The sequence below is a fragment of the Actinomadura physcomitrii genome (assembly GCF_008923205.2).
GTDB lineage: Bacteria > Actinomycetota > Actinomycetes > Streptosporangiales > Streptosporangiaceae > Spirillospora > Spirillospora physcomitrii.
On sequence record NZ_WBMS02000023.1, the window covers coordinates 65,927 to 83,623 of the forward strand.

Below are 17,697 nucleotides of genomic sequence, written 5' to 3' on the forward strand. Positions count from 1 at the left end.
GCCCGGTATGCCGAAGGACGCCCACCCCCGCGAATGCTCCATCGCCGACACCCTCGACATCGTCGGCGAGCGCTGGACGCTGCTCGCGATCCGGGAGCTCAGTCTCGGCGTCCGGCGGTTCGACCGGATCGCCCGCAACACCGGGGCTGCCCGCGACATCCTGACGACGCGGCTCCGCAAGCTGGAGGCGCACGGCATCGTCCGGCGCGAGCGCTACAGCGACCACCCCGTCCGCCACGAGTACCACCTCACGGCGGCGGGGCGGGAGCTGTGCGACGTGCTGATCGTCCTGATGGCGTGGGGCGACCGGCACCTGCACCCCGACGACCCGCCGGTCCGCTGGCGGCACTCCTGCGGCGAGACGCTCAGCCCGATGGTGATCTGCCGGCACTGCGGCAACGAGGCCCGCCCCGGTGCCCACTCGCCGACCGGCCGCGGCGCCCTCACCTCCTGACGCCGGCGAGTCGCCGCCTCGGTCGCGTTCGATCAGCCGGCGGGCCGCGCAACGACGTTCAGCGCCACCGCGATCTCCTTGACCTCGATCTCCGAGCAGGACGTGGCGATCCGGACCACGAGATCGAACGCCTCGTCATCGCCGAGGTCCGGGCGCATGCCGTTCAGCGCCAGCATGACTCGGGCGGCCGTCCAGGCGGTGCGCTTGTTCCCGTCGACGAAGGCGTGGTTGCAGATCACCGAATGCAGCAGCGCCGCGGCCTTCTCCTCGAGGGTCGGGTAGGCCTCCGTCCCGAAGGTCACCGTCGCCGGTCGCATGGCGGACGAGGAGACCAGGCCCGCGTCGCGGACGGCGGGCATTCCGCCGAGAACGGCGGAATTGATCTCGATGAGGTCCTCGGCGGAGAGATAGTCGGTCACGCGTCGGCCAGCCGAGCCAGAAGATCCGCGTCCTCGGCCATCACTTCGGCGGTGATGGCGCGGACCTCCGCGCGGTGCTGGTGTGCTTGTCCCCAGCTCTCCAGCGCTTGGACGATCACGCTGTTGATGGAAAGGTGCTCTGCCTCGGCGACCTTCGTCACCAGGTCGTCCACCTCGTCAGGGATGCGAACACTTCGAGTGACCATACCAAAATAGTATCAGAAACATGTGGCGATGGGTCAGCATTCGATGACGTTGAGCGAGACCGCCGGCCGGCCGCGGCGCCCGCACCTCCTGACGTCCGTAATGCGATAGAAGAGGGGGCATCCGGAGGAAGGTGCGAGATGTCTGCCATGCCGTTGAAGCCCGGTGATCCCGCGCGCGTCGGCTCCTGGGAGACCGAGGGACGGCTCGGCGAGGGCGGTCAGGGCGTCGTCTACCTCGGCCGGGGAGCGGGCGGCGAGCGGGTCGCGGTCAAGGTGCTGCGCGGGCTGGACGACGAGGCGCTGCGGCGGCTCGGCCGGGAGGTCGAGACGGCCCGGCGGGTCGCGCCCTTCTGCACGGTGCGCGTCCTCGACGTCCGGCTGGATCCGGACTCCGCCTACCTGGTCAGCGAGTACGTCGACGGCCCCTCGCTGCAGGACGCGGTGAAGGCCGAGGGGCCGCGGCGCTGGAGCGGCTGGCCATCGACACGGCGACCGCGCTCGCCGCCGTCCACGCCGCGGGGGTCGTGCACCGGGACTTCAAGCCGCGCAACGTGCTGCTCGGCCCGGACGGCCCGCGAATCATCGACTTCGGCGTCGCGCGGGAGCCGGCGACGACCCGCACAAGGGGATCGACGACGCGCGCAAGGCGCTCCACGGCGGGACGAACTTCGGCTGCACCGGGACGCCCGGCACCGGCGAAGGGGTGGGGGAGGAGAGTTGCGAGGGCCTCAGCAACAGCTCCTGGGTCGAGGTCGTGGCGCGCAGAGGCAACATCATCGCCACGGCCTCCTGCTCCGCGGTCCATCGGCGACGGTCACCGCCGGGCCCTGCGCCGCGCCGCCGACCTGGCCCTCGACAAGGCCCTGTGACGCGCGGACGACCCCGCGAGCGGACGCCCGCCGTCAGCACTCGATGACGTTGACGGCGAGGCCGCCGCGCGAGGTCTCCTTGTACTTGTCGAGCATGTCGCGGCCGGTGTCGCGCATCGTCTTGATGGCCTTGTCGAGGGAGACGAAGTGGCGGCCGTCGCCGCGCAGGGAGATGCGGGCGGCGCTGATCGCCTTGATGGCGCCGACCGCGTTGCGCTCGATGCACGGCACCTGGACGAGGCCGCCGACCGGGTCGCAGGTCAGCCCGAGGTTGTGCTCGATGCCGATCTCGGCGGCGTTCTCCACCTGCTCGGGGGTGCCGCCGAGGACCTCGGTGAGGCCGGCGGCGGCCATCGAGCAGGCGGAGCCGACCTCGCCCTGGCAGCCGACCTCGGCGCCGGAGATCGAGGCGTTCTGCTTGAACAGCACGCCGATCGCGCCGGCGGTCAGCAGGAACCGGACGGCGTTCCCGTCGTCGCCGCTCCGCACGAACCGGTCGTGGTAGTGCAGGACGGCCGGGACGATGCCGGCGGCGCCGTTGGTGGGGGCGGTGACGATGCGCCCGCCCGCGGCGTTCTCCTCGTTGACGGCGAGCGCGAAGAGGGTGACCCAGTCCATCGCGTGCAGCGGGTCGGACGCCTGCTCCGCCGACAGCTGGCGGTGCAGTTGCGGGGCGCGCCGCCGCACCTTCAGGCCGCCCGGCAGGAGGCCCTCGCGGGTGCAGCCGCGGGTGACGCAGGCCCGCATGACGTGCCACAGCGTCAGCAGCCCGTCGCGGATCTCCTGCTCGGTGCGGCCGAACGCCTTCTCGTTCTCCAGCATGAGCGCCGAGATCGACAGGCCCGTCTCGCGGCAGCGGTCGAGCAGCTCGGCGGCGGTGTCGAAGCGGTGCGGCAGGACGGTGTCGTCGGCCTTGATGCGGTCGGCGCCGGTGGCGTTCTCGTCCACGACGAAGCCGCCGCCGACCGAGTAGTAGACCTTGGCGCGCAGCTCCTCGCCGGACGCGTCGAACGCGGTGAAGCGCATCCCGTTCGGATGGCCGGGCAGCGACTCCTTGCGCTCGAAGACCAGGTGCTCGCCGACGGCGAACGGGACGTCGTGCGAGCCGAACAGGCGCAGCGCCTTGCGCTCGCGGACGGCGGCGAGCCGGTCCTCCACGCCGTCCACGTCGACGGTCTCGGGCTTGTCGCCTTCGAGGCCGAGGATGACGGCCTTGTCGGACCCGTGCCCCTTCCCGGTGAGTCCGAGGGAGCCGTAGAGGACCGCCTGGACGCACGCGGTCCGCTCCAGCAGGCCGTCCCTGTGCAGGCCGCGGGCGAAGCGGTGCGCCGCCGCCATGGGGCCGCCCGTGTGCGACGACGACGGCCCGATGCCGATCTTGAAGAGGTCGAAAACGCTGATGGCCATGGGTGCTACCTCGTCGTAGCGCGCGCCCCCTCCCCGCCCCGAGAGGAGGGAAGGGGGCGCGGAGGAGTTACAGGTCGGGGTACAGCGGGTGCTCGTCCGCGAGGGCCTTCACCCGCGCCGACAGCGCGCCGGCGTCGAAGGACGGCTGCAGCGCCAGCGCGATCACGTCGGCGACCTCGGTGAAGTCCGCGGCGGTGAAGCCGCGGGTCGCGAGGGCCGGGGTGCCGATCCGCAGGCCGGACGTCACCATCGGGGGGCGCGGGTCGTTCGGGACCGCGTTCCGGTTGACGGTGATGCCGATCTCGTGCAGCCGGTCCTCGGCGTCGCGCCCGGTGAGCTCGGAGTCCACCAGGTCGACCAGGACGAGGTGCACGTCCGTGCCGCCGGTGAGCACCTTCACGCCGGCCTTCGCCGAGTCCTCGGCGAGCAGCCGCTCGGCGAGGATCTTCGCGCCCTCGACCGTGACGGCCTGCCGGGCCCGGAACTCCTCCGACGCGGCGATCTTCAGCGCGACCGCCTTGGCGGCGATCACGTGCTCCAGCGGGCCGCCCTGCATGCCCGGGAACACCGCCGAGTTGATCTTCTTGCCGTACTCCTCGCGGGCGAGGATCAGGCCGCCGCGCGGCCCGCCGAGTGTCTTGTGCGTCGTGGTGGTGACGATGTCGGCGTACGGGACGGGCGAGGGGTGCAGCCCCGCCGCGACCAGCCCGGCGAAGTGCGCCATGTCCACCATGAGCAGCGCGCCGACCGAGTCGGCGATCTCCCGGAACGCGGCGAAGTCCAGCTGCCGCGGGTACGCCGACCAGCCCGCCACGATCATCTTCGGCCGGTGCTCGGCGGCCAGGGAGGCGACCTCGTCCATGTCGACCAGGCCGTCCTCGGCGCGGACGTGGTAGGGCACCACGTTCAGCACCTTGCCGGAGTAGTTCAGCCGCATCCCGTGCGTGAGGTGCCCGCCGTGCGCGAGGTCGAGGCCGAGGATCGTGTCGCCGTGCTGCAGCAGCGCGAAGTAGACCGCGGTGTTGGCCTGCGCGCCGCTGTGCGGCTGCACGTTCGCGTGCTCCGCGCCGAACAGGGCCTTGGCCCGGTCGATCGCGAGCTGCTCGGTGACGTCGACGTACTCGCAGCCGCCGTAGTACCGCTTGCCCGGGTACCCCTCGGCGTACTTGTTGGTCAGCACGGAGCCCTGCGCCTCCAGCACCGACACCGGCGCGAAGTTCTCCGACGCGATCATCTCGAGGGTGGACTGCTGGCGGCGCAGTTCGGCGCCCACCGCCTCGGCGACCTCCGGGTCCGCCGCGGCGAGGGAGTCGTACAGACCCACGTCAGCTCTCCTCGATCAGCTTGTCGTAGGACTCGGCGTCGAGCAGGTCGCCCGGCTCCTCCGAGACCCGCACCTTGAAGATCCAGCCCTCGCCGTACGGGTCGTCGTTGATCACCTTGGGCTCGTCCACCACCGCGCTGTTGATCGCGGTGATCTCGCCGCTGACCGGTGAGAACAGGTCGCTGACCGACTTGGTCGACTCGATCTCCCCGCACGGCTCGCCGGCCTCGACGGTGTCGCCCTCGGAGGGCTGCAGCTCGAGGTAGACGATCTCGCCGAGCGCGTCGGCGGCGTGCGCGGTGATGCCGACGGTGACGATGCCGTCCTCGCCGCCGAGGCCGGCCACCCACTCGTGCTCTTCGCTGTAGCGGAGCTGCTCCGGAACGCTCACGATCTCTTTCTCTCTCTTCCCATGTGGAGGGCGGGCCCCCACACCCCCGGACGACTTGTGATTCAGGAACGCTTGTAGAACGGCAGGGCGACCACGTCGACCGGCTCCCGCCTGCCGCGCACGTCCACCGCGAGGCCGGCCTCCTCGACGCCGCTGTCGAGGTAGGCCATGGCGATCGGCGTGCCCAGTGTGGGCGACGGGGCGCCGCTGGTCACCACACCGCACGGCGTGCCGTCCGACGTGACGACCTGGTACCCCTTCCGGGGCGCGCGACGCCCGCGCGCCACCAGTCCCACGAGCCTACGGCCCGCGGGGGTCTGCGCCTGCGCCGCCAGCGCCGCCTTCCCGACGAAGTCGGCCGCCTTGTCCAGCTTGACGACACGGCCGAGACCGGCCTCGAACGGGGTGGTCTCCCGGGTCAGCTCGTTGCCGTACAGCGGCATGCCGGCCTCCAGGCGCAGCGTGTCGCGGGCCGAGAGCCCGGCGGGCACGACCCCGTCGACCGCGGCGAGCGCCTTCCACAGCGCGACCGCGTCGGCGGCGTCGACGAACAGCTCGAAGCCGTCCTCGCCGGTGTAGCCGGTACGGGCGATCAGGGCGTCCACGCCGGCGACGCGGTCGGCCAGGATCGCGTAGTAGCGCAGGTCGGCGAGCGGCGCGCCGGTGAACTTCTCGAGAATCGCCTGGGAACGCGGGCCCTGCAGAGCGATCAGCGCGTAGGCGTCGGAGCGGTCGTCCACCGCGGCGTCGAAGCCCGCGGCCCGCTCGACCAGCGCGTCCCGGACGACCGCGACGTTCGCCGCGTTCGCGACCACCATCCACGTCTCGTCGGCCAGCCGGTAGACGATCAGGTCGTCGAGGACGCCGCCGTCCGGGTCGCAGATCATCGTGTACCGGGCCTTGCCGACCGCCATCGGCGACAGGTTCCCGACCAGCGCGTGGTCGAGCGCGGCGGCGGCGCCGGGCCCGGACAGGAAGATCTCTCCCATGTGGGACAGGTCGAACAGCCCCGCGCCGGTGCGGACGGCCTGGTGCTCGGCCGTCTCGCTCTTGTAGCGCAGCGGCATCAGGTAGCCGGCGAAATCGACGAGGTTCGCGCCGAGGTCCTGGTGGACGTCGTGCAGCGGCGTCTTCTTGGCGGTCGGGTCGGCGGACATCGGTTCGGCTCCTTCGTCACGGGCGCGCGTGGTCCATCGTCCCACTCGCGCACCGGGCGTGTCGGTGCCTCCCCCTCTGTCATCGGCGCCTGAGAGCTTCACCCGCCGCCCCGCGAGGGGCGCGGCGCGGGCTTTCACCTTCGGCGGGGGACCGGGTCCCCGCTTTCCAGAGGTCGCCTGGCCCGTGCGGTCCGTGGGCCTGAGAGGTTCCGGGGAGGATTTGCTCCTTCGGCGTCCCACGCCGGCTGCGTGGAACTCTCCCGCACGGGATCAACGGCGTTCCGCAAAGGCTAGCAGTTCTCTTTGCAGCGCCCTAGGCGTCAGGCGCTGGGGCGCCTTCCTCCGGCGGGCGCTGCGTGCGATCGCAGCATCGCTCCGACTCGCCCAGGGGCTCGCTGCGCGATCAAGTTCTCGCAGGCTCGAACTCGGCTTCGCACGCGATCGCGACGGCCGAGGTCGGCGCGGGGCCGGGCAGAACCCTTGCGGCGGTCGCGGGACTACTTGGGCGTTGCGGCGGGGGTGCCGGACATCGCCTTCACGCAGGCCTGCAGCGCCGCCTTGATCTTGGCCAGCTCCGCCTTGGACGGCGTCGAGCTCGGGTGCGGGCTGGGCATCGTGACGCCGTGCTTGCGGACGCAGTCGTTGAACTTCTGGGCGGCCTGCGCCGTCCCGTTCCCGCCGGGCGCGGTGGGCACGGCGCTGCCCTTCACGGCGCCGGCGCCCCCGGACGGCGCGGACGACGACGCCGGGGCCGGCGCGGCGGAGGTGGACGACGAGGCGGTGCTCTTCTTGCCGTCCGAGCCGCCGCATCCGCCGAGCGCGAGCGACAACGCCAGGACCGCCACGAGACTGCGCTTCACAGGATCACTTCTCCAGAGACCGGGGTGGAAAGCGCCATGATGCGCAGAAAGCCATGCGGCAGCATACCGACCCACATGCCAAGAAAACACGGCTCGCTTAGCAGCGCGGCCCATAACGGACGCCCCGCAGACGCCTCGGCGAAGCCCCCACCGGGACTCTTCGTCGACTTGCGGCGAGTCGTCGTTATGAGCCGTCCCATAACGACGACTCGCCGCAAGTGAACGTGATTCGGTGGCGGTAGCGGGTCCGTTGCGCTGAACGCGATGCGGCGCGTTGACGTAGTCTGAGGTGATTGCTGGAGGCCACCCCTCGGTGCGCGGGGTGCACGACGGAGGGGCATGACGCATGGGCTGGCTGGCGGGAGTGCTGATCCTGTTCTTCGGCCTGCTCGCGTCCATCGCGCTGCACGAGCTCGGTCACTTCAGCTTCGCCAAGCTGTTCCGGGTCCGCACGACCCAGTTCATGGTCGGGTTCGGGCCCACGATGTGGTCCAAGCGCAAGGGCGAGACCGAGTACGGCGTGAAGTGGATCCCGCTCGGCGGCTACATCCGCATGATCGGGATGCTGCCGCCGCGCCGCGGCGACGCCCCCGGCACCGTCCGGCGGATCAGCACCGGCCCCTGGCAGGGCCTGATCGAGTCCGCGCGCGGCGCGGCGCTCGAGGAGGTGCGGCCCGACGACGGCGACCGCGTCTTCTACGCCAAGCCGTGGTGGCAGAAGCTGATCATCATGTTCGCCGGGCCCGCGATGAACCTGGTGCTGGCCGTGGTCTTCTTCTCGATCCTGCTGATGGGCATCGGCCAGCAGACCGCGCAGCCCGTCATCCAGGAGGTCTCCGAGTGCGTCGTCCCGGCGAGCCAGTCGAACGTGACGAGCTGCCCCGCGAACGCCACCCCGACCCCCGCCCACCAGGCCGGGATGCGGCCCGGTGACCGGATCGTGTCGTTCCAGGGCCACAAGATCAAGGACTATGAGCAGCTGCGGAAGCTGATCCGCGACTCCGGCGGGCAGAACGTCCCGGTGACGATCCGGCGCGACGGCCGGGAGATGGCGCTGACCGTCCCGATCGCCCGCAACCAGATGTACGACCTCAAGGACGACACGAAGATCGTCAACGTGGGGTTCCTCGGCATCACGCCGACCCAGGCCATGGAGCGGCAGGGCCCCGGCGCCGTCGCCGAGGCCATGGGGTCGATGACCCGGCACACCGTCGGCGCACTCGTCCGGATGCCGCAGAAGATGGTCGGCGTGTGGAACGCCGCGTTCGGCGGCGAGAAGCGCGACCCGAACGGCCCGGTCGGCGTCGTCGGCGTCAGCCGCATCGGCGGCGACGTCGCCGCCTCCAAGACCCTCACGACCACCGAGAAGGTCTGGTACTTCGTGATGCTGCTCGGCTCGCTGAACCTGGCGGTCGGGCTGTTCAACCTCGTCCCGCTGCTCCCGCTGGACGGCGGCCACATGGCCGGCGCGCTGCTGGAGGCGCTGAAGAAGGCGTTCGCCCGGGTCTTCCGCAAGCCCGACCCCGGCTACGTCGACGTCGCCAAGGCGCTGCCCGTCACCTATGTGATGGCGGCCGTCCTGATCGTGATGGGCGGCCTGCTCATCTACGCCGACGTCTTCAACCCGATCCGCTTCAAGGGCTGATCACACGGCGACCGGCATCTCCCCGGTCTTGAGGAACGCCTCCAGCGCCGCCTCGTAGGGGCCGATGTCCAGGCCCTGCGCGGCCAGCCACGCGTCCGACCCGTACGTGCCCGCGTACCGCTCGCCGCCGTCGCAGATCAGCGTCACCACGCTGCCGCGCTCGCCGCGGGCCCGCATCCGCGCGATCAGCTCCGCCGCGCCCCACATGTTCGTGCCCGTCGAGCCGCCCACGTCCCGGCCGCCGACCCGGCTCGTCCAGCGCATCGCCGCGACCGACGCCGCGTCCGGCACCCGGATCATCTGGTCGATCACCGTCGGCAGGAACGACGGCTCGACCCGCGGCCGGCCGATCCCCTCGATCCGCGAGCCCGCCGCGGTCCGCTCCGGGTCGCCGTCCGCGAACGACCCGAAGAACGCCGAGCCCTCCGGGTCCACCACCGCGAGCCGCGTCTGGAACCGCCGGTACCGGACGTACCGGCCGATCGTCGCGGACGTCCCGCCCGTCCCCGCGCCGACCACGATCCACGACGGCTCGGGGAAGCGCTCCAGGCGCAGCTGCTCGAAGATCGACTCGGCGATGTTGTTGTTGCCGCGCCAGTCCGTCGCCCGCTCGGCGTAGGTGAACTGGTCCATGAAGTGCCCGCCGCACTCGGCCGCGAGCCGCCGCGACTCGTCGTAGATGGAGGACGGGTCGTCGACCAGATGGCAGCGGCCCCCGTAGAACTCGATGAGGCCGATCTTCTCCGGGCTGGTCGACGCCGGCATCACCGCCACGAACGGCAGCCCGAGCAGCCGCGCGAAGTACGCCTCCGACACCGCCGTCGACCCGCTGGAGGCCTCGATGATCACCGTTCCCGCGCGGATCCAGCCGTTCGCCAGCCCGTACAGGAACAGCGACCGCGCCAGCCGGTGCTTCAGCGACCCCGTCGGATGCACCGACTCGTCCTTCAGGTACAGGTCGATGCCCCACTCCGGCGGCAGCGGGAACACGTGCAGGTGCGTGTCGGCGCTGCGGTTGGCGTCGGCCTCGACCTTGCGGATCGCCTCGGCGATCCACGCCCGGCACCCCGGGTCGCAGCGGTCGGCGATACGGCTCACGGTGATGTTCCCCTCGATCCTCGTCGATCGGCCGGGTCCCACGATATCGGCGCATGTCACCGGGCATTATGGTGCTCGGCAGGGGGGCACATGATCGACCTTTTCCGGGACCGCATCGTGGAGACCGGGCGGCTGCCGCTGTTCGGCTTCTTCACCGCGTTCATCGTCACGTTCGTGCTGACGCGAATGATCGTCCGGCTGATCCGCGCCAACGTGAGCGGATGGTTCGGCAACGTGCGGGCCGGCGACACCCACGTCCACCACGTGGTGTTCGGCGTGGTGCTGATGCTGGTCGGCGGCATCGCGAGCCTCGCCACCCCGGACGCCTACGTCGCGCTCGACTGCGTCGCGGCCGTGGTGTTCGGGGCGGGCTCCGCGCTCGTGCTGGACGAGTTCGCGCTGCTGCTGCACCTCAGCGACGTCTACTGGACGGAGAAGGGCCGCGCGTCCGTCGACGCCGTGTTCGTCGCGATCGCCGTCACCGGGCTGCTGCTGCTCGGCATCCGCCCGTTCGGGTTCGCCGACGCCGTCCCCGACCCGGCGGGCGGCGCGCTCGCGCGGGCGTACTTCGCCTCGACCGTCGCCAACCTCGTGCTCGCGGTGATCACGCTGCTGAAGGGCAAGATCTGGACGGGCCTGATCGGGCTGTTCCTGCCCGTGCTGCTGGTGGTGGGCGCGATCCGGGTGGCGCGTCCGGGGTCGCCGTGGTCGCGCTGGCTGTACGACCCGGACTCGCGCAAGTACCAGCGGGCGGTGCGCCGCGAGGTCCGGTTCCGGCGGCCGCTGATCCGGGCGAAGATCTGGGTGCAGGAGTTCATCGCGGGCCGGCACGACCTCATCCCGCCGGAGCTGCTGCAGCGCAGCGCGGACGCCGCCGAGCGCGCCCGCCGCCGCAGGATGGCCCGCGCCGCCCGCAAGGCCGCCGCCCGGGACCGCCGCCGCGCACAGCGCCGCATCATGGCGCGGGAGGAGCGCCGAGCCACCGCGCGGGAGGAGCGCCGCGCCGCCGGCCGCGCCGCCGGCCGCGGCCGCCGCGGCGTCGCGGACCGCCTCCAGCGCAGCGCCTTCGCCCGCGGCCGCACGAGCGCCGCCGCCCGCCGCCTCGCCCGCCGCCTGGGCGCCGACGACCCCCCGCAACCGCCCCAGCCCCGCCCCCGCCGCAAACTCCCCACCCCCCGCCGCTAGAGCACGGGCGCCACTGCGCGGACGGTTTCGATGGTGTCTGCTTCGGCGGGGGTCTTGTCGGGGCGGTAGCGGAGGACGCGGGCGAAGCGGAGGGCGATGCCGCCGGGGTAGCGGGGGCTCTGCTGGACGCCGTCGAAGGCGATCTCGACGACGAGCTCGGGCCGGACGTGGACGGTCCAGCCGTCCTCGCGGACGGCGAGCTCGCGGAGCTTGCCGGTCTGCCAGGCGAGGATCTCGTCGGTGAGGCCCTTGAACGTCTTGCCGAGCATGACGAAGCCGCCGGTGCCGGGGTCGCGGGCGCCGAGGTGCAGGTTGGACAGCAGGCCCTGGCGGCGGCCGTGGCCCCATTCGGCGGCGAGGACGACGAGGTCGAGGGTGTGGCGGGGCTTGACCTTGATCCAGCCGGCGCCGCGGCGGCCCGCGGTGTAGGGGGTGTCGAGGGACTTGACGAGGACGCCCTCGTGGCCGCGGGCGACGGCGTCGTCGAAGAAGTCCTTGGCGGCGGCCGGGTCGGCGGTGACGATCCGCGGGATGCGCAGCGGCTCGGGGACGGCCCGGACGAGCGCCGCGCCGCGGTCGGCGCCGGGCGTGTCGAGCAGGTCGTCGCCGTCGAGGTGGACGACGTCGAAGAGGAAGACGGTGAGCGGGACGGGTTCGGTGTCCTTGGCGGTGCGGGTCGCGGTGCGGGCGGCGGTGACCTGGAACGGGTACGGGGAGCCGTCGGGACGCAGCGCGATGACCTCGCCGTCGAACACGGCGTCGCGGACGGGCAGTTCGCGCACGGCGGCGACGACCTCGGGGAGGCGCGGGGTGATGTCGTCGAGGGTGCGGGTGAACACGCGCACGTCGCCGTCGCGGACGTGGATCTGGGCGCGGATGCCGTCGAGCTTCCACTCCACGGCGGCCTCGGCGTTCAGCTTGGCGAACGCCTCCTCCACCGACGGGGCGGACGCGGCGAGCATCGGCTTGACCGGGCGTCCGACCTCCAGGGTGAACGCCCGCAGCCCGGCGGTGCCGTCGGCGAGCGCGGCGGTGGCGACGGGGCCGAGGGAGCCGCGCAGCATGACGGCGCGGCGGACCTGGGCGGACGGCACGCCGGCCGCCGCCGCGATCGCCTCGGCCATCACCCCGTCGAGGGCGCCCTGGCGCAGCTCGCCGGCCAGCAGCCGGATGAGGAAGCCCTGCTCGTCGCGGGTGGCGCGGCCGAGCAGCGCGGCGACGAGGTCGCGGCGGCGGGCGACGGACCCGGTGCCCGCGACGGCGCCGATCTCGGTGAACGCGGCGTCGACCTCGGGGATGGTGAGGGACGGCTCGGCGGCGGGCGGCGGGACGTCGCGCAGCGCGGCGTAGCCGACGCCGATCTGACGCTGCGGGAGCTCGCCGGACAGGTAGGCGACGACGATGGCGGCCTCGCCGGGCTCGGCGGCGCGCAGGCACTCCGCGAGTGCCGTGATCTTGGCCTTGCGGCCGGAGGTGCCGGCCACCTCCCGCGACGTCCGGGCGATCTCCGCTATCAGCACCTCCCCATTGTGACCACGGCGTCTGACAATTGACCCGGGCGGGACCCCTGGTCAGCCGGGGCGGCGCTGACTACGTTGACCAGTGGCGGGGTCGATGACGCGCGGGGGAGTGAGGAGCGGGGGCGTGGGGCTGCAGCGCGAGCCGTTCCACCGGGTCTACTCGGCGCCGGAGCCGCCGTCGCCGAAGCGCCGGCCGCGGCTGCTGGTGGCGCTGGTCGCGCTGGTGGCGTTCTGCGGGGCGGCGGCGGTGGTGTTCGTGCTGGCGCCGGGGCACGGGGAGGACGCGGCGTCGCCGCGCACGTCCCCGTCCGGCGGCACGTCCCCGTCCGGCGGCACGTCCCCGTCCGGCGGCACGTCCCCGTCCGGCGGCGCGTCGCCGGGCCGGACGGCGGAGTCGGCGAGCCCCTCCGAGACGCCGATGCGGGAGCGGCCGGTGGCGTCGCTGCCGAAGCCGTGCGCGATGGTGTCGGCCCGCACCGTCGGCCGGACGATCCCGAAGGCCCGGCGGGACGAGAGCGCGAACTCGACGTTCACAACGTGCACGTACACGGCGCAGGGCCCGGCGTTCCGGTGGCTGCGGGTGGAGGTGAACCTGCACGCGCCGGCGAAGACGCCGACGCCGGTGCAGGACGCGGAGGGCGACTACCGGGCGTCGTGGGCGCAGGCGCACAACGCGCCGCTGGTGCGGACGATCAGCCTGCGGCGGCAGCGGGGGATCGGCGACGAGGCGTACCGGTGGTTCAAGGCCGACGCCGGGCAGCCGACGGTGGTCGGCGAGGTGACGGCGCGGTACCGGAACGTGCTCGTGACGGTCAGTTACAGCGAGCAGGCGGCGAAAGGCGCCGCGGACGCCCGGGAGGGGGCGTGCCTCGGCACGGCCGAGGGCGTGGCGCGCGAAGTGCTGGCCGCCCTGGCGCATTTCTGACCTGAATCGGCCGATCATGGCTTGTTTTCTGTCAGAAGCTTCTAAGGTGTTTCCGGTAAAGGGGAGAAAGTGCGGTGGCCGTACCCCCCGCTCCTGTCCGGCGGCCGGCGTGCTTGGGTGCATGGGGAGAAGGAGGTCGACGACGTGACCGTTTGTGCGGTTGGAGTGTCCTGGGTGAGGTGATCTCCAGGTCAGGAGACCGTCCGTCGATTGGGCCGTGGAGTGGACCCCGCTTCACGGCCCTTCGTGTTTCCGTTTTCAGGACCACCGGAAACCGTGCGGTATTCGGCCGCTGCCATTGTGTCACCGAATTCGTTTCGATGCCGGTGGAAATGGCCGCCGGGTAGAACCGGTTACGATTTTGCGAGTCCCGCACGAACCCACACGTCACGGGCTCGGCCGTCCAGGAATCCGACCTCGTCGAAGAACGCGGTGCACTTGCGGAACGCCCACGCCAGCGTCTCCCGGCGGTGCTCGCTGCGCGCCGCGACCCGGCGGGCGAGCTTCGGGTCCAACCCGACGGCCGTGTAGCACGACGGGTGGATCACCTGCGCGGCCATCAGCCGGGTGCCCTGCGCGAGCGCGTACGCCGCCGCCCGCCGCCGCACCGGGGACGCGTGCGCGACGAGCCGCTTCAGCTCCTCCCGCGCGTACTTGATATGACGCGCCTCCTCGATCACGTGGATGCGGGTGACCTGCCGGATCATCGGCTGGACGGCCTCGTCGGGGAAGGTCAGCCGCTGGAACGCGTCGGTGAACTCCTCCACCACCAGCGTCCCGGCGAACATCGGCATCGGGTCGTACACGGCCCCGAACAGCTTCGCGAAGTGGTACTCCGGCGCCCGCGGCCGGTGCGTGCGCAGCCCGCAGGCGCGCACCATCCGGCCGAACATCTTCGAGTGCCGGCACTCGTCGGCGATCTCCGTCAGCGCGTAGGCGACGTGCTCGCTGTCGTAGCGGCTCCGGTAGGCGTGCTGGACGAGCGCCTGCATCAGCAGCATCTCCGACCAGATGCCGAACGAGGCGATGCTGCACATCTCCCGCTTGGTCAGCTCCACCCGCTGCCGGTGCGTCAGGCCGTCCCACAGCGGCGTCTCGTAGATCGACACGAGCTGCGGCGGCGCGTACCAGACGTCGGGGTCCTGCGGCGCGTCCCAGTCGACCTCGGTGTCGGGGTCGAAGGAGTGCTTGCGGGACGTCCGCAGCAGCCGCTCGGCGACCACCTCCCGGTCGGTGAGCTCCAGCGTGTGGTCGCCGTCCTTGCAGCGGATCCGCGCGGTCCAGGTGGCGGGACGGCCGGTCAGCAGTTCGGGGGGCATCGATCCTTCTCCTCTCCCTGGGGGAGGCCGAGGAGGGCCGCGCGAGGCCGTGCGCCGCACGGCGGGGCCGGCCCTATTGCACGGGGATTCGGGCGAGCAGGCGGGTGGACGCCGGCGAGATGCGCGACAGCGCGTGCAGCAGGTGGCCCTCGAAGTTGACCGGGACCACGGCCTTGTTCTTGATGATGGCGTCGACGACCCGCTCGGCGACCTTCTCCGCCGGGTACCGGCGCAGCCGGAGCGCCTTCTCGCCGCGGGCGCGGATCCGCTCGCGCCGCGCGGCGTCGCCGCCGACGAACGTGCCGTTCTTGACGATGTTGGTGCTGGCGAAGCCGGGGCACACGGCGGTGACGCCGATCCGCGAGGACGCCAGCTCGGCGCGCAGGCACTCGCTGAGCATCAGCACCCCGGCCTTGGTGGTGCAGTAGGCGGGCAGCGAGCGGGTCGGCGCGAACGCGGCGGCCGACGCGATGTTGACGATGTGGCCGCCGAAGTTGGGCTTGTCGGGCTTGTTCGGCAGCGCGTTGACGCGCTCGACCATCTGCTTGCCGAACAGCCGGGACCCGTGGATGACGCCCCACAGGTTGACGCCGAGGATGCGGTCCCAGTCCTCGACGCCGTGGTCGAGGAACGGGCCGCTGACCGCGATCCCGGCGTTGTTGACGACGATGTCGGGGACGCGGTGGGCGTGCCGCACCTCGGCGGCGAACGTCTCCATCGCGGCGGCGTCCGCCACGTCCACCTCGTAGGCGCCGCCGCCCGGGCCGAGGGTCTTGGCGAGCGTCACGGTCCGCTCGGCGGACGGCAGGTCGATGTCGGCCGCGAGGACGGTCGCGCCGCGTTCGGCGAGGGCCAGCGCGATGGCGCGGCCGAACCCGCTGCCGGCCCCGGTGACGACGGCGAGCGCCCCGTCGAAGTGCGCGAGTGGCATGCTGACCTACCTCCGAGATGTCCCGAGCGGAATGATCTCCAACCGTACTCAGCCCGCCGCGGCCTCGGCGATGACGGCGTCGACCTCGGCCTTGCGCTCGGCCTCCTCGGCGGCGAACCGCTCGGCGTCGAGCCTGTCGGCGATGTCCTCGTCCTGGCCCATCAGCGCTTCGAGGTCGGCCTTGGACATGTCGAGCACGCCCATGTCGTCGTAGGTCCGCTGGATGCGCTCGCTCCACAGCCCGATGTCCTTCACGCATGGGACGATCCGGCTGAACAGCAGGCTCTGGAACATCTTCATGTAGGGGGAGTTCTCGATCAGCTCGTCGACCTCCTTGGGGTCGATGCCGAAGTTGGTCCAGATCTCCCGGCCGCGGATGCGGTCGCGCATGAGGTAGCAGCCCTCGATGACGAAGTCCTCGCGCTCCCTCAGCTCGGGCGCGGACAGCTGCTTGTAGTAGTCGCGCAGGGCGAGCCGGCCGAACGCGACGTGCCGGGCCTCGTCCTGCATGACGTAGGCGAGGATCTGCTTGGGCAGCGGCTTGGTGGTGATGTCGCGGATGACGCCGAACGCGGCGAGCGCGAGGCCCTCGATGAGCACCTGCATGCCGAGGTAGGGCATGTCCCAGCGGGAGTCGGTGAGGGTCTCGTTCAGCAGGTCCTGCAGCTTGGTGTTGATCGGGTAGACCATCCCGACCTTCTCGTGCAGGAACCGCGTGAACAGCTCGACGTGCCGGGCCTCGTCCATCGTCTGCGTCGCGGAGTAGAACTTGGCGTCGAGGTCGGGCACCGACTCGACGATCCGGGCGGCGGTGACCATCGCGCCCTGCTCGCCGTGCACGAACTGGGAGAACTGCCAGGACGTGGAGTGCCGCCGCAGCTCCCCGCGCTCCTTCTCCGACAGCTTGTCCCAGTACTTGGTGCCGTAGATGGCGAGGGACTGGTCGGGGACGCCGAGGACGTCGTGCGGGTCGACCTCCAGGTCCCAGTCGATCCGCTTGACCGAGTCCCACTGCTTGTCCTTGCCCTTCTGGTACAGGGCGAGGAGCCGGTCCCGGCCGTCGTCGTACTCCCAGGTGAACCGGGCTTCGCCGGCCAGCGGCACGTTCCAGGTGGACGCGGGGACGGGCTCGGTGTAAAGGTCATGGGTCGACACGGCGTTCCTCCCCGAGGGCGCGACACGTACGATGTACGTCAGACGTACGTTGTACGTACCGTGTCACGGTGCATTACGGGTGTCAACGGCGGGAAGGGGCGGGACCGATGAACGGCGACGTGACGTCCGACACGCCGGCGCCGCGACCCGTCCTGACCAGGGCGCGGATCGTGCAGGCGGCGGTCGGGCTGATCGAGCGGGAGGGCGCGGACGCGCTGTCCATGCGCCGCGTGGCGGCCGAACTGGGCGTCGCGGTGATGTCGCTCTACAACCACGTGCCGAACAAGGACGCGCTCCTCGAAGGCGTCGCCGAGCACGTCATCGCCGGCCTGGAGCTGGAGGACGACCCCGGCGAGCCATGGCAGACGCGGGCGCGCGCGCTCGTGCGGGCGTTCCGGAAGGTCGCGCACGACTACCCGCGCTGCATGACGATCGTCCTCACTCACAAGATCGACACCCAGCTCGGGCTGCGGCCCGCCGAGCGCGCGCTCGCGCTCGCCGACGCCGCCGGCTTCGACGGCCCGACCTCGGTGCGGATCATGCGGGCGCTGATGGCCTACGCGCTCGGCGCGCAGCTGCGCGAGACCGGCGTGGTGAAGACGCTGGACAACCTCGTCGAGACCCAGGCCGAGTCGTGGGCCAAGCTCGACGCCGCCGAGTTCCCGCACGTGATCGCGCTCTCCGAGGAACTCGCCAGGCACGACCCGGAGACCGACTTCGAGTTCGGCCTCGACCTCCTCATCACCGCCCTCGACGCCCTCCCCCGCCGTGGGGGGGGTGGGGGGGGGGGGGGGGGTGGGGGGGGGGGGCCCAGACCCCCCCCACACCACCG

18 protein-coding genes, 1 pseudogene and 2 riboswitches are annotated in these 17,697 nt (G+C 71.9%); of the genes and pseudogenes, 7 read left to right on the top strand and 12 right to left on the bottom strand.

The genetic code is table 11. The features are described from left to right. Positions 1 to 7: 7 nt before the first annotated feature. Positions 8 to 454, top strand: coding sequence for a winged helix-turn-helix transcriptional regulator (locus F8568_RS26950; protein ID WP_151596496.1), 447 nt, complete (start codon positions 8 to 10; stop codon positions 452 to 454). A 32-nt stretch (positions 455 to 486) separates the two neighbouring features. On the opposite strand, the gene F8568_RS26955 is transcribed toward F8568_RS26950, so the two are convergent. After that, positions 487 to 873 (bottom strand): type II toxin-antitoxin system death-on-curing family toxin, encoded by a 387-nt coding sequence (locus tag F8568_RS26955; protein WP_151596497.1) that lies wholly within the window; start codon positions 871 to 873, stop codon positions 487 to 489. Continuing rightward, positions 870 to 1,079 carry an Arc family DNA-binding protein gene (locus F8568_RS26960; protein WP_151596498.1) on the bottom strand — a complete coding sequence of 70 codons (210 nt, stop codon included), beginning with the start codon at positions 1,077 to 1,079 and terminating at the stop codon, positions 870 to 872. The genes F8568_RS26955 and F8568_RS26960 overlap by 4 nt, the downstream gene beginning before the upstream one ends. A 147-nt stretch (positions 1,080 to 1,226) precedes the next feature. On the opposite strand from F8568_RS26960, the pseudogene F8568_RS49815 reads away from it, so the two are divergent. Together F8568_RS49815 and F8568_RS50620 are read left to right on the top strand one after the other, a co-directional pair. Next, a pseudogene (locus tag F8568_RS49815) lies at positions 1,227 to 1,472 on the top strand (serine/threonine protein kinase); the annotation flags it as partial. After that, positions 1,430 to 1,948, top strand: a complete 519-nt coding sequence (locus tag F8568_RS50620; RefSeq protein WP_407924488.1) for a protein kinase domain-containing protein — start codon at positions 1,430 to 1,432, stop codon at positions 1,946 to 1,948. The pseudogene F8568_RS49815 and the gene F8568_RS50620, both read left to right, overlap by 43 nt. 33 nt (positions 1,949 to 1,981) lie before the next feature. On the opposite strand, the gene F8568_RS26970 is transcribed toward F8568_RS50620, so the two are convergent. The 5 genes from F8568_RS26970 to F8568_RS26990 all read right to left on the bottom strand — a co-directional run bounded on the left by F8568_RS26970 (position 1,982) and on the right by F8568_RS26990 (position 7,087). Continuing rightward, a complete protein-coding gene (locus F8568_RS26970) occupies positions 1,982 to 3,355 on the bottom strand; it encodes an L-serine ammonia-lyase (RefSeq protein ID WP_151596499.1) in 1,374 nt (457 codons plus the stop codon). A 67-nt stretch (positions 3,356 to 3,422) separates the two neighbouring features. Next, entirely contained in the window at positions 3,423 to 4,679 is a 1,257-nt protein-coding gene (locus F8568_RS26975) for a serine hydroxymethyltransferase (RefSeq protein WP_151596500.1), read from the bottom strand. A gap of 1 nt (position 4,680) precedes the next feature. After that, the gene (gene gcvH, locus F8568_RS26980) at positions 4,681 to 5,070 is read right to left on the bottom strand and encodes a glycine cleavage system protein GcvH (protein ID WP_151596501.1); all 390 of its coding nucleotides are present in this window, start codon (positions 5,068 to 5,070) and stop codon (positions 4,681 to 4,683) included. A gap of 62 nt (positions 5,071 to 5,132) precedes the next feature. Then, entirely contained in the window at positions 5,133 to 6,227 is a 1,095-nt protein-coding gene (gene gcvT / locus F8568_RS26985; RefSeq protein WP_151596502.1) for a glycine cleavage system aminomethyltransferase GcvT, read from the bottom strand. A 73-nt stretch (positions 6,228 to 6,300) separates the two neighbouring features. Then, a riboswitch (glycine riboswitch) is annotated at positions 6,301 to 6,400 on the bottom strand. A 4-nt stretch (positions 6,401 to 6,404) separates the two neighbouring features. Then, positions 6,405 to 6,500: riboswitch (glycine riboswitch) on the bottom strand. Between the two features lie 224 nt (positions 6,501 to 6,724). Beyond that, complete coding sequence (locus tag F8568_RS26990; RefSeq protein WP_160573771.1) at positions 6,725 to 7,087, bottom strand: hypothetical protein; 363 nt, start codon at positions 7,085 to 7,087, stop codon at positions 6,725 to 6,727. A gap of 346 nt (positions 7,088 to 7,433) precedes the next feature. Between F8568_RS26990 and F8568_RS26995 the strand changes: the two genes are divergently transcribed. Next, on the top strand, positions 7,434 to 8,732 hold the full coding sequence (locus tag F8568_RS26995) for a M50 family metallopeptidase (RefSeq protein ID WP_151596503.1): 1,299 nt from the start codon (positions 7,434 to 7,436) through the stop codon (positions 8,730 to 8,732). On the opposite strand, the gene cds1 is transcribed toward F8568_RS26995, so the two are convergent. After that, on the bottom strand, positions 8,733 to 9,830 hold the full coding sequence (cds1, locus tag F8568_RS27000; protein ID WP_151596504.1) for an L-cysteine desulfhydrase Cds1: 1,098 nt from the start codon (positions 9,828 to 9,830) through the stop codon (positions 8,733 to 8,735). It lies immediately after the preceding gene. Positions 9,831 to 9,920: 90 nt separating this feature from the next. On the opposite strand from cds1, the gene F8568_RS27005 reads away from it, so the two are divergent. Then, positions 9,921 to 11,015: a hypothetical protein gene (locus F8568_RS27005; RefSeq protein WP_236009182.1), complete on the top strand. Its 1,095-nt coding sequence runs from the start codon at positions 9,921 to 9,923 to the stop codon at positions 11,013 to 11,015. Here F8568_RS27005 and F8568_RS27010 read toward each other — a convergent pair. Beyond that, positions 11,012 to 12,535 (bottom strand): ATP-dependent DNA ligase, encoded by a 1,524-nt coding sequence (locus F8568_RS27010; RefSeq protein ID WP_151596505.1) that lies wholly within the window; start codon positions 12,533 to 12,535, stop codon positions 11,012 to 11,014. The genes F8568_RS27005 and F8568_RS27010 overlap by 4 nt on opposite strands. Positions 12,536 to 12,659: 124 nt before the next feature. On the opposite strand from F8568_RS27010, the gene F8568_RS27015 reads away from it, so the two are divergent. Beyond that, a complete protein-coding gene (locus F8568_RS27015; protein ID WP_151596506.1) occupies positions 12,660 to 13,460 on the top strand; it encodes a hypothetical protein in 801 nt (266 codons plus the stop codon). 353 nt (positions 13,461 to 13,813) lie between these two features. Here the strand turns inward: F8568_RS27015 and F8568_RS27020 are convergent, their stop codons facing one another. The 3 genes from F8568_RS27020 to F8568_RS27030 all read right to left on the bottom strand — a co-directional run bounded on the left by F8568_RS27020 (position 13,814) and on the right by F8568_RS27030 (position 16,865). Then, positions 13,814 to 14,779: an AurF N-oxygenase family protein gene (locus tag F8568_RS27020; RefSeq protein ID WP_151596507.1), complete on the bottom strand. Its 966-nt coding sequence runs from the start codon at positions 14,777 to 14,779 to the stop codon at positions 13,814 to 13,816. Positions 14,780 to 14,852: 73 nt separating this feature from the next. Then, entirely contained in the window at positions 14,853 to 15,710 is an 858-nt protein-coding gene (locus F8568_RS27025) for an SDR family NAD(P)-dependent oxidoreductase (protein ID WP_151596508.1), read from the bottom strand. Between the two features lie 48 nt (positions 15,711 to 15,758). Next, on the bottom strand, positions 15,759 to 16,865 hold the full coding sequence (locus tag F8568_RS27030; RefSeq protein ID WP_151596509.1) for a ferritin-like domain-containing protein: 1,107 nt from the start codon (positions 16,863 to 16,865) through the stop codon (positions 15,759 to 15,761). 107 nt (positions 16,866 to 16,972) lie between these two features. Here F8568_RS27030 and F8568_RS27035 point away from each other — a divergent pair. After that, positions 16,973 to 17,697: TetR/AcrR family transcriptional regulator (locus F8568_RS27035; protein WP_151596561.1), on the top strand; the 725-nt coding region annotated here is incomplete at its 3' end.